The sequence below is a fragment of the Novosphingobium colocasiae genome, from assembly GCF_014652555.1.
GTDB classification, from domain to species: Bacteria; Pseudomonadota; Alphaproteobacteria; order Sphingomonadales; family Sphingomonadaceae; genus Novosphingobium; species Novosphingobium colocasiae.
The window spans coordinates 37,079-48,137 of record NZ_BMZA01000001.1 but is presented as its reverse complement, the minus strand read 5'-3'; the positions used below and the strand labels follow the sequence as shown (position 1 = coordinate 48,137).

The 11,059-nt window shown below is 66.0% G+C and carries 10 protein-coding genes and 1 tRNA gene; 5 read left to right on the top strand and 6 right to left on the bottom strand.

Annotated features, from left to right (window positions below):
* Positions 1–25: 25 nt before the first annotated feature.
* Entirely contained in the window at positions 26–1,240 is a 1,215-nt protein-coding gene (gene sucC, locus IE122_RS00220) for an ADP-forming succinate--CoA ligase subunit beta (protein ID WP_189619084.1), read from the bottom strand.
* 199 nt (positions 1,241–1,439) lie between these two features.
* Between sucC and IE122_RS00215 the strand changes: the two genes are divergently transcribed.
* Positions 1,440–2,240, top strand: coding sequence for a 3'(2'),5'-bisphosphate nucleotidase CysQ (locus IE122_RS00215; protein ID WP_189619083.1), 801 nt, complete (start codon positions 1,440–1,442; stop codon positions 2,238–2,240).
* An 85-nt stretch (positions 2,241–2,325) separates the two neighbouring features.
* Here the strand turns inward: IE122_RS00215 and IE122_RS00210 are convergent, their stop codons facing one another.
* The gene (locus IE122_RS00210) at positions 2,326–3,000 is read right to left on the bottom strand and encodes a YiaD family glycine zipper/OmpA-like lipoprotein (protein ID WP_189619082.1); all 675 of its coding nucleotides are present in this window, start codon (positions 2,998–3,000) and stop codon (positions 2,326–2,328) included.
* A gap of 208 nt (positions 3,001–3,208) precedes the next feature.
* Between IE122_RS00210 and IE122_RS00205 the strand changes: the two genes are divergently transcribed.
* Positions 3,209–4,543: a hemolysin family protein gene (locus IE122_RS00205; protein ID WP_189619081.1), complete on the top strand. Its 1,335-nt coding sequence runs from the start codon at positions 3,209–3,211 to the stop codon at positions 4,541–4,543.
* A gap of 17 nt (positions 4,544–4,560) precedes the next feature.
* Here IE122_RS00205 and IE122_RS00200 read toward each other — a convergent pair whose 3' ends face one another.
* The 4 genes from IE122_RS00200 to IE122_RS00185 all read right to left on the bottom strand — a co-directional run bounded on the left by IE122_RS00200 (position 4,561) and on the right by IE122_RS00185 (position 9,478).
* Positions 4,561–5,205, bottom strand: coding sequence for a lytic transglycosylase domain-containing protein (locus IE122_RS00200; RefSeq protein WP_229813595.1), 645 nt, complete (start codon positions 5,203–5,205; stop codon positions 4,561–4,563).
* A gap of 134 nt (positions 5,206–5,339) precedes the next feature.
* Entirely contained in the window at positions 5,340–6,407 is a 1,068-nt protein-coding gene (locus tag IE122_RS00195; RefSeq protein WP_229813594.1) for a phytase, read from the bottom strand.
* A 14-nt stretch (positions 6,408–6,421) separates the two neighbouring features.
* Positions 6,422–9,211 (bottom strand): TonB-dependent receptor, encoded by a 2,790-nt coding sequence (locus tag IE122_RS00190; RefSeq protein ID WP_189619079.1) that lies wholly within the window; start codon positions 9,209–9,211, stop codon positions 6,422–6,424.
* A gap of 192 nt (positions 9,212–9,403) precedes the next feature.
* A tRNA-Thr gene (locus IE122_RS00185) sits at positions 9,404–9,478 on the bottom strand.
* Between the two features lie 125 nt (positions 9,479–9,603).
* Between IE122_RS00185 and IE122_RS00180 the strand changes: the two genes are divergently transcribed.
* From IE122_RS00180 to purE, 3 genes are all read left to right on the top strand, one after another.
* Entirely contained in the window at positions 9,604–9,789 is a 186-nt protein-coding gene (locus IE122_RS00180; RefSeq protein WP_189619078.1) for a hypothetical protein, read from the top strand.
* An 85-nt stretch (positions 9,790–9,874) separates the two neighbouring features.
* Positions 9,875–10,561: a 2,3-diphosphoglycerate-dependent phosphoglycerate mutase gene (gene gpmA / locus IE122_RS00175; protein ID WP_189619077.1), complete on the top strand. Its 687-nt coding sequence runs from the start codon at positions 9,875–9,877 to the stop codon at positions 10,559–10,561.
* 37 nt (positions 10,562–10,598) lie between these two features.
* A complete protein-coding gene (gene purE, locus IE122_RS00170) occupies positions 10,599–11,054 on the top strand; it encodes a 5-(carboxyamino)imidazole ribonucleotide mutase (RefSeq protein ID WP_189619701.1) in 456 nt (151 codons plus the stop codon).
* Positions 11,055–11,059: the final 5 nt, after the last annotated feature.

The window sequence follows — 11,059 nt, the reverse complement described above, 5'->3', positions numbered from 1 at the left end:
GCCAATTGCCCAGTGAGCGCGAAGATCACGCGACCTTCTGGACTTCCGCCACGATCTTCTTGGCCGCATCGCCCAGATCGTTCGCCGGAACGATGGCAAGGCCCGAGTTGCCGAGGATTTCCTTGCCCTTCTCGACGTTGGTGCCTTCGAGGCGAACCACCAGCGGAACCGACAGGTTCACATCCTTGGCCGCGGCCACGATGCCCTCGGCAATGACGTCGCAGCGCATGATGCCGCCGAAGATGTTGACGAGAATGCCCTTCACGTTCGGATCGGCAAGAATGATCTTGAACGCCGCAGTCACCTTCTCGGTGGTGGCACCGCCGCCCACGTCGAGGAAGTTGGCCGGGAACATGCCGTTTAGCTTGATGATGTCCATCGTCGCCATGGCGAGGCCGGCGCCGTTGACCATGCAGCCGATATCGCCATCGAGCTTGATGTAGGCGAGGTCGTACTTGCTGGCTTCGATTTCGGCCGGGTCTTCCTCGGTCTCGTCGCGCAGGGCGAAGATGTCGGGGTGACGGAACAGCGCGTTCGAATCGAAGCTCATCTTGGTGTCGAGCACGAGCAGCTCGGCAGGCTTGGAGTCACTGGCCTTGCTTTCGACCAGCGGATTGATCTCGAGCATGTCGCAATCCATGGCGATGAACGCTTCGTAGATCTGCTTCGAGAGCTTCTGGGCCTGCTTGTTGAGATCGCCGGTCAGCTTGAGGGCAAAGGCGACGGCGCGGCCGTGGTGCGGCTTGAAGCCTTCAGCCGGATCGATGGTGACGGTGGTGATCTTCTCGGGCGTGCTGTGGGCAACCTCCTCGATGTCCATGCCGCCTTCGGTCGACACGATCATGGCGACGCGGCCGGTCTTGCGATCGACGAGCATCGAGAAATAGTATTCCTTGTCGATATCAACGCCGTCCGTCACGTAGAGGCGGTTGACCTGCTTGCCCGCATCACCCGTCTGGATGGTGACGAGGGTGTTGCCAAGCATTTCCTTGGCGAAAGCTTCAACTTCCTCGACCGACTTGGCGAGGCGCACGCCGCCCTTGGCGTCGGGGCCGAGTTCCTTGAACTTGCCCTTGCCACGCCCGCCGGCATGGATCTGGGCCTTCACCACATAGAGCGGCCCGGGGAGCTGCTTGGCGGCGGCGACCGCTTCCTCAACCGTGAGGGCGGGGATGCCGGCAGAAATGCCGACGCCATACTTCGCAAGCAGTTCCTTGGCCTGATACTCGTGAATGTTCATCGCGGTCTCGCCTTCTTGTGCTGATGTCCTGGGGGTGGCGCGGGGGGAAAGCCTTATTGCGGTGCCGCATAAGCATATCCCTTCGCACTTGAAAAGGCCCGTCTCGGAACGCGACGCTGCACTGCGGCGGCTTGGCGGCACAGAATGCTCGAAAGAAAAGGATTTCACTGGCCGCCGGGCTGGCGCAAGGACTGCCCGCATGATTGATCGCGCGCGACTCGAATCGATCGTCCGCGAAGCCGGACGGATCGCCCTGGCCGGATGGCCCGGAGACGGCCACGCGCTCGATCACTGGGAAAAGGACCCGGGCAGCCCGGTGTCGGCGATCGACCTCGCGGTCGATTCCTATCTCAAGAAAGAACTGGGGGCGCTGCTGCCCTCGGCCGGGTGGTTGTCCGAGGAAACGGTCGACGCCCCCGAACGGACGCTGGGCGATCTGGCGTGGCTGGTCGATCCGATCGACGGGACCCGCGATTTCATTGCCGGGCGCACCGGCTGGGCGGTATCGGTGGCACTGGTGAACACCCGCCGGCCGCTGCTCGGATATCTCTATGCGCCGGCGCGACGGCGGGACGAGGGTGGCGAGTTCTGGCATGCCGAGGCGGGCCAGGGTAGCTGGCGCAACGGCACCCGCCTGCGCGCCAGCGCCCGCACCGCATTGTCGGGCGCGCGGGTTCCGGCGGTCCGGCTGCCGATCGCCGATGCCGACCTGGTCATGGTGGACCAGCCCAATTCGATCGCGCTGCGCATGGCGATGGTGGCGGCGGGCGAGGCGGACCTGCTGGCAACGCTGCGCTGGGGCTTCGAATGGGACATCGCCGCCGCCGCGCTGATCGCCCGCGAAGCCGGCGCGGCGGTGACCGACGCCTTCGGCCAGCCGCTCAACTACAACAAGCACGATCCGCGCGCTTTCGGCGTGCTGGCGACATCACCCGCCATCCACCCGCAAGCGGTGGCCCGCCTGCGCGACCGCGCGCTGGCCTATGTCGGCCGGCCGTGATCGCACCCAACCTTGGCGCATGAAAAAGGGGAGCTGCGGTTGATGCCGCGGCTCCCCCCTGTCGGTTTTCGTGAGCGCTGCGGCCTTACTTGGCGGCGGCGGCCTCGTCGGTGGTCACCGGGGTGATCTTGATCTCGACCCGGCGGTTGAGCGCGCGGCCTTCGGGCGTATCGTTCGTGGCGACCGGCGTCGTTTCACCCATGCCCTTGGTCTGGATGCGGGCGGAAGAGACGCCGCGCGAGATCAGGTAGCGGGCGACGGCATCGGCGCGGCGCTTGGACAGGTCCATGTTGTAGGCGTCCGACCCGGTCGAATCGGTGTGGCCGTACACGTCGATGAGGCTGTTGGGATACTGCACCATCGATTGCGCGACCTTGTCGAGCGAGGCCTGGAAGCCGGGGCTGATCTCGGTCGAATTGACCGCGAAGGTGACGTCGGGGAGGTTGACCAGGATGCCGTCACCCTGCTGAGAAACGTCGATGCCCGAACCGGCGGTCTGTTCCTTCAGCTCCTTGATCTGCTTGTCCATCTGGTAGCCGACCACTGCGCCGGCAACGCCGCCGATGCCGGCACCGGCGATGCGCGCGGTCTTGCCGCCGATCACGCTGCCGAGCAGATAGCCAAGGCCGGCACCGCCGACGGTGCCGATGGCAGTGCGCGAAACCTTCTTCTCTCCGGTGTTCGGATCGGTGACGCATGCGGAAACCGCGACCAGCGAAAGCGCTGCTGCGGCGGAGGTGAACAGGCGCGATCTCTTCATGGAATGTGTCCCTTCCTAATTATGGCGATCCCGTGGATGCCTTGCTTCTTGCGTGCGATAGTGGACATGAATGCCCGATGGATGATTGGGGCGTAAACCGTTCGGGCTACGAAGTGTTCCCATGGAACAGTCGAGACCGGCTGCGGGAACCGAAACCCGCGCCCGCGCGCTTCGCATTGCCCGCAAACTCTGCTAGCGCCAGGCCATCGTGACGCCCTTTCCCTGGACCGACCTTTTCATCATAGCCGGGCTGATCCTGCTCAATGGCCTGTTCTCGATGTCGGAACTGGCGATCGTCTCCGCGCGCTCGGCGCGGCTGAAGGTCGCGGCGGACAAGGGCAGCGGCGGTGCCAAGGCCGCGCTGGCGCTGGCGGACCAGCCGGGCCGTTTTCTCAGCACCGTGCAGATCGGCATCACCCTCATCGGCATCGTCGCCGGTGCCTATTCGGGCGCGAGCCTGGGCGGGCCGGTGGGCGAACGGCTGCAACTGGCCGGGGTGCCGCCGCGCGCGGCCGGCGAAGCGGGCTTTGCGCTGGTGATCGTCGCCACTACCTTTGCCAGCGTGGTGATCGGCGAACTGGTGCCCAAGCAACTGGCCCTGCGCATGGCCGAGCCGGTGGCGCTGATCATGGCGCGGCCGATGGCCTGGCTGTCCACGGCGATGGCCCCGTTCGTATGGTCGCTCGACCGTTCCTCCACCCTCATCCTGAGACTGTTTTCGGTGCGCGGGGCAGGACAGGAACAGCTTACCGCCGAAGAGCTGCAGATGATCTTCGCCGAAGCCACCCGCACCGGGGTGATCGAGGAGGAAGAACGGGCGATGATGGCCGGCGTCATGCGGCTGGCCGAACGGCCTGTGCGCGAACTGATGACGCCGCGCAACCAGATCGACTGGATCGACATCAACGCCGACGAGGCCACGCTGCGCGCCTGTATCGAGGCTTCGCCCCATTCGCTGATGCCGATCGCCAGCGAAGGCACGCCCGACATGGTGCTGGGCGTGCTCAAGGTGCGCGATGCGCTGGCGGCGATGCTGGCCGGGCGACCATTCACCATCGCGGCGATGATGCGCAAGGCCGAAGTCATCCCCGACCAGCTCGATGCGATGGATGCGCTGCGCAAGTTGCAGACCGCAGAAGTGGCGATGGCGATGGTGCATGACGAATATGGCCACCTTGAGGGGCTGGTGACGCCTTCGGACATCCTCTCGGCACTGGCCGGCACTTTCGTCAGCCACCAGGACGAGGGCGATTCGCCGATGGTGGTCGAACGCACCGATGGTTCGCTGCTGGTCTCCGGCGCAATGCCGGCCGATGCCATGGCCGATCGGCTGGGGATGACCCTTCCCGAAACCCGCGAATACGCCACCGCCGCCGGGTTCGTGCTGGCGGTGATGAAGCGCATGCCGCACGAGGGCGATCACTTCGTGGAGCAGGGACGGCGGTTCGAGGTGATCGACATGGACGGCCTCAGGATCGACAAGCTGCTGGTCGAGCTGCCCGACGAAGACGGCAACGGCGATGGCGTGACCGGCGAGGGCTGAGCCGGCCGTGGGATGTGTTACTGCCTGACCGGGTTGGTCAGCCGGGCCATGATCGAGGCGACATAGGCGCGCGTTTCGCGGATGTTGGGGATGCCGCCGGCGGCAATCACCCGGTTCGGCCCGGCGTTGTAAGCGGCCAGCGCCTTTTCGATATTGCCGTTGAACGCATCGAGCTGCATCCGCAGATAACGCGCCCCGCCTTCAAGGTTGGCGGCCGGATCGGACGGGTTGATGCCCATCTGCGCCGCCGTGCCCGGCATCAGTTGCGCCAGCCCGCGCGCGCCCACGGGCGACAGCGCCACTTCGTTCCAGCGGCTTTCCTGCCAGACCACCGCTTCGAGCAGGGCCGGGCTGATATCGTACTTGCGGGCAAGGCGGGCGACCGCTTCGCGCCAGCGGGTCGGCCCGGCCGCATCCAGCGCCTCGGTGACGCTGGCCGGATGGAGCATGCCGTCAAACCGCGCGGTCTCGCCCGGCGTGGCGTCATCGATCGACACCGCCGTCCCGGCAAGCCCCATGGTGTCGCCCGGCAAGCCCGCAGCGGGCGGCAGTGCGGTGGGATCGCTCATCGCCGCGGGGCCACCGGCGGTCCAGCTATAGCCGGCGCTGCCGATCTCCATGACGTCGGCCCGCGCCGCTCCCGGCAGCGCCGCGCCGGTCATGCCCATAAGCAGGCAGCCAAGTTGCCATGTCCGCTTCAAGATTGCCGTCCCACCCGTCTGTCCGATCGAAACCCGCGCCGCTTATATCGCGGCGCAGCATGACTCTCAAGCACGTTGCGGGAAGCCAAGCGGGATCAAGGCAGTTGCAGCGCCGCCGCCACGTCCTGCCATGAGACCAGCTTGAAATTCTGCGCCGCCGGGGCGTTGTCGCCATCCTGCGCCACCATCAGCCCGTTCGGAAACGCCGGGCCGAAATCGCCGGGCAGCACTTCGATGCCGTCGGTGTCACTGGTTGCGCCGAACCGGCCGGGGGCGATGCGGAAGCGGCCAAGCAGGCGCGCATCGTCCGCCGCGAATACGGCATAGGCGTTGTCGCCCTGGCTGGAGGCGACAAGCAGCGTGCGGCCCGCGCCATCTCGGGTGACCGCCAGCCCTTCGACATCGTCCACCAGACCATCGGGCTGGCCGACGCCGGCGAAGCGCGTAGCCGTCAGCGTGGCGGGAGCGAGCGGCACCCGCCAGATGCCGGCGTCCTCTTCGGCGACGAACAGCGTGCCGGAGGCATCATCGACCACGCAGCCTTCCGATTGCGTCGCGAACTTCACGTCACGCAGATGTTCGGCCACGATCCGGCCCTGCGCCTCGACCAGCCGGCTTTCGGCGACGGTGCCGTCCTTCAGCACGACATAGGCGCGCGCCAGTTCGCCCGGGGCCCGCGCCGCCGCCATGCAGAAGCCATAAGCCTCGGCCGGAGCGTGGCCTGCGGGCAGGAACCCTTGCGTACCGGTGCCCGCCAGCTTGCCGGTGGTACCGTCCAGCCAGAACAGCGCGATGCGCGGCTCGGCCCGGTCGGTCCGGTCGCTGGCACCCACCAGGATGCGCCGGGTACCGTCGGTCAGCGTCACTTCCCGCAGATCCACGTTGTTGAGCGCACCAGCGGCGACGAAATCGCGCACCTTGCCATCAAGGCCATAGACATAGAGCCCGGCCTTCTTGTCCGTCCCGACGATCAGGCTCTGGGCCGGGTTGGCGGCATTGCGCCAGATCGCCGGATCATCGGCAGCATCGGCGGCGGCGGTGCCGACCGGAGCTGTCTCGCCCTTCGCGGCTACATCCTGCGCCGGGTAATACGGGCGCGGTGCCGTCGGCACGCTGGCGCAGGCGGCGGCGAGCAGGAGCGGCAGAACCGCCCCCGCCCCCATCAAGCCTCCCCGCATCAGAAGGTCACCCGCGCGCCGAACTTCACGGTGGAGCCGTATTCCTCGAACTGCAGCAGGCGACGGGCCCCGGCGAAGTTCTGATAGGCAAAATACTTGGCATTGTTCACGTTCACCCAGTCGGCGAACAGGCGCACGTTGTCGGTCAGCTTGTACTTGGCCGACAGGTCGAGCTGGAAGTGCTGCTGGACGTAGCGGTCGCCCTCCGGGTTGTCGCCCACCTCGTCGACGTACCCATCGCGGTAGGAGCCGGCAGCGCGCAGATCGATGGGGCCCTTGGTATAGCCCAGCACCACGTTGAACGTGTTCCTGGCGCTAGCCGGAAGCGAGATTTTCCGCGCGAACCCGTCTTCATCCTGCACCGTGCCGCGCGCGTCGGTGTAGGTGTAGTTCACCTGTGTCAGCAGACCGTCAAACGGTGCGGGCAGCATCGTGAACGCCTGATTGTAGCTGACCTCGAAGCCGACGATCTCGGCCTTGTCGCCGTTGGTCGGAATGGTAAGCTGGTCATACGTCGCGCCATTGAAGGTGAAATCGCTGTAGACCGTCTTGATGATGTAGTCGTCGATCGACTTGTAGAAGCCGTTGAACGACACCCCGGCGTTGTCGCTGAAGTAGTAGTCGAAGCCGAAATCCGCGTTCCAGGCCCGGTAAGGCTTGAGATAGGGGTTCCCCACCTCCGCTTCGTTATCTTCGTTGACCGTGAAGCGGGGCGCGATGTCCTTGAGGTTCGGGCGCATCAGGCTCTTGTAGACCGCAGCGCGCGCGACGAGGTTGCGCTGGGGGCTATAGCGCAGGGTCAGGCTGGGGAGCCAGTCGGTGTAGCTGCGCTCGAAGTGCACCGGCGTGACGGACGGCAGATCGAGGTTGTCCTCGTCGTCCACCACCAGATTGCCGTCCATTTCGTTGCGCGTGCGCTCGATGCGGACGCCGCCGATGACGCGCATCGTGTCGCTGTCCCAGCGCGCCAGCAGGTATCCGGCCAGGATGTCTTCCGAAACCGAATAGTCGCTGGTCGCCGAATCCAGCGCAGAAGCGTAATCGTTGATCGACAGATCGGCTTCATTCGCGCGGAACCAGTCGGCGGTTCCCCCCTTGAGCGCCACCGGCCCCATGTCGATCAGGCGATAGGTCTGGCTGCCCAGCACATCGGCCAGGGTGAAGTCCTTGGACTTCTTGTAGCGGATCATGTTGAAGTCATAGGACTTGTCGCGCCAGCGCGCCTTGCCGCCCGCCTGGATCGTGAAATCGCCGCCGTCCGCCGCGAAAGTGCGGGCGAGGTCGGCCTTGACCGCCCATTCCTCGTCCTGACTGTCGGACAGCGTGGTGAGTTCCACGCGGTTGAGCGTGTAACTGGCGGCGTCGTTCACCGCATCCGCGCCCGAGATGACGCTGTAGGTCGGGTAATACTTGCCGGCGTTGTCGAAATCGATCGCCACGCCCGATTCGTCGTCAAAGTCGGCCGCGAAGCGCACCGGATCGAGCGAGAAGGTCTCCTTCTCGGTCGACTTGGCATAACTGGCCGACCAGTCGAATTTCCAGGTGCCGGTATCGGTCTTGCTGCCCAGCACGACCGAACGGATGCGCTGACGCTCGAAGCGGTCCTTCAGATCGCGCTCGATGGTGATGTCGTTGTCGGCGCTGTCGAAGCTGACCATCGAACCGTCAGTGGCCGACGGGCCATCGTCCTCGAACGCGGACAGGTCGAACGTGGTGCGACGGCGGTATTCGTGATCGTCGAACTGCGACCAGTTGCCGCGCACATAGGCGGTCGTCGTGTCCGATGCGCGCCAGTCGAACGACAGCGCGCCGCTGATGCGGGTGCGTTCGACGTCGTAGTCGCGATATTCGAGCGATTCGCTGTACGGCGCGCCGTCGTCCACCTGCTTCCAGAAATCGCTCTCGACGTTATCGGTCTCGAACTTGCGCTTGTAGTAGCTGATGCCGCCGGCCACGCCGAAATCGTCGCCCAGCCGCTTGGAAAAGTCGAAGCTGCCCTTGGGCGTGGTCTTGCCGGAATAGTCGTTCCAGCTCCCTTCGGCGCTGACCGCGTAATAGTCCTTCTTGCGATCGAAGGCGCTGGTGGTGTTGATCTCGACCGATGCGCCGATGGTATCGCCGTCCATGTCGGGAGTGAGCGACTTCTTGACCTCGATCGATTCGATGATGTCCGAAGAGATCACGTCGAGCGCCACCTGGCGCACATCGCTTTCGGGTGAAGGCAGGCGCACCCCGTTGACCGAAGTGGAGTTGAGGTTGGGATCAAGCCCGCGCACCGAAACGAAGCGCCCCTCGCCCTGATCGTTGAGGATGTTGATGCCGGGGAGACGGCGCAGCGATTCCGCCGCGTTCTGATCGGGAAACTGGCCGATGGCATCGCGCGTCAGCACCGATTCGACCCCGTCCGCCGCCTTCTGCCGCGACAGCGCGCTGGTCATGTTGGCGGCCAGCCCGGTGACGAGGATATCACCGCCGCCGATCGCAGACAGCGTCAGGTTGCCGTCCACCCGGCCGCTGGCGGGTACCGCCACGCTGCGCGTGGTGATCTCGGCCCCGACATAGCGTGCCTCCAGCGTATATGTCCCGGCCGGCAGATCGGCGATCACATAACCGCCATCGCGACCGGTCTCGACCTCGCGGCCCAGTTCGACGACCCGTACCGTCGCCGATTGCAGCGCGCGCGTGCCGCCGGCGTCATAGACGTTGCCGACAATATCCCCGGCCTGGGCGATGGTCGCCCCCGAACAGGTGGCAAGCAGCCCGGCAAGAAGGCGAAGTGACGATTTCATGATGATCTGACCCCCTGATGGTCCGGATTGCTCCGGTCTGCGGGGGCGCAGATATGGTTCTAATGTGACACCAGCGTTCCGGTTACGCGACGGTTCGATGACAGGGGCGCAAGTTTTTGTTGCGACGCACAAGGGCGCGCGAGCGGCCGCCAGCCGGACGTCGGGGGCCACCAGTCTGTTGTGTAACGAAAATGGTGCTGCTGGGGAGGATTGAACTCCCGACCTCACCCTTACCAAGGGTGCGCTCTACCACTGAGCTACAGCAGCGGATCGAACGGCCGCGCGGGCCGTCTCCGGGCCCGGCGTGCCGGGCAGGCGCGGCCTATTGTCTGCGAGGGGGGAATTGTCAAGCGCTGCTTGCGCTTTGGCGGGCGCGGCGGCATGGCTGGGACATGGCAGACCGGTCAGACCCGCCCCCATCGCAGGCTACCCGCGAGCAGCGCCTTGCCGCGCGGCTGCGCGAGAACCTGCACCGGCGCAAGGCGCAGGCGCGCAGTCTGGCGCGGATGGAAGATGCCGCCACGCCGGTCGATCACCCCGATTCGCACGGGCTTCCCAAAAGCCGCCCCGAAAGCTAGGGGCACCTGATCGATATCGCGCGCGCGTTTCGGCCGGACCCGGGTTCTGCCGCAAGGCCCGCGCCCCGTCCGGGAGCCTTGTCCTTTGCCTCGTCTGATCCTTCTTCGTCACGGCCAGAGCCAGTGGAACCTTGAAAACCGCTTCACCGGGTGGTGGGACGTGGATGTGACCGAGAAAGGCGAGGCCGAGGCGCGCGCCGCCGGCGCGCTGCTCAAGGACAAGGGCATCCTGCCCGATGTCGCCTTCACCTCGGTCCAGACCCGGGCGATCAAGACCCTGCACTTCGCGCTTGAGGCGGCGGGCATCCTGTGGATCCCGGAAAGCAAGGACTGGCGGCTGAACGAGCGGCACTATGGCGGTCTGACCGGGCTCGACAAGGCCGAGACCGCCGCCAAGCACGGCGAGGATCAGGTCAAGGTGTGGCGTCGCAGCTTCGATATTCCGCCCCCGGTGCTGGAGCGCGGCAGCGAATTCGATCTGTCGAGCGATGTCCGCTACGCCGGGATCGACGTGCCGCAGACCGAAAGCCTGAAGGACACCATCGCTCGCGTCCTGCCCTATTACGAAAGCACGATCGTGCCGCACCTCAAGGCCGGGGCCACGGTGCTGGTCGCCGCGCACGGCAATTCGCTGCGCGCGCTGGTGAAGCACTTGTCGGGCATTTCCGACGAGGAGATCACCAGCCTCGAAATCCCGACCGGCCAGCCGATCGTCTACGATCTGGCCGACGATCTGGCGGTGCTTGACCGCTACTACCTGTCCGAGCGCTGATCCGGTGACCGCCGCGCCCGCGCCCGTCGCGATCATCATGGGCAGCCAGTCCGACTGGCCGACCATGAAGAAGGCTGCCGACATGCTCGACAAGCTGGGCGTCGCCTGGGACGCGCGGATCGTGTCCGCGCACCGCACGCCCGACCGGCTGGTCGCCTTCGCCAAGGGCGCGGAGGCCGAAGGGTTCAAGGTGGTGATCGCCGGGGCCGGTGGCGCGGCGCATCTGCCGGGCATGGTGGCGTCGATGACCCACCTGCCGGTGCTGGGCGTGCCGGTCCAGTCCAAGGCGCTGTCGGGGCAGGACAGCCTGCTGTCGATCGTGCAGATGCCCGCCGGCATCCCGGTCGGCACGCTGGCAATCGGCGAGGCGGGTGCGGCCAACGCCGGCCTGCTGGCCGCCGCAATCCTGGCATCCAACGACGCCGGGCTGACCGCAAGGCTCAAGGCCTTCCGCGCCGCGCAGACCGCCGCGATCGCCGAAAAGCCGGAATAAGCGCG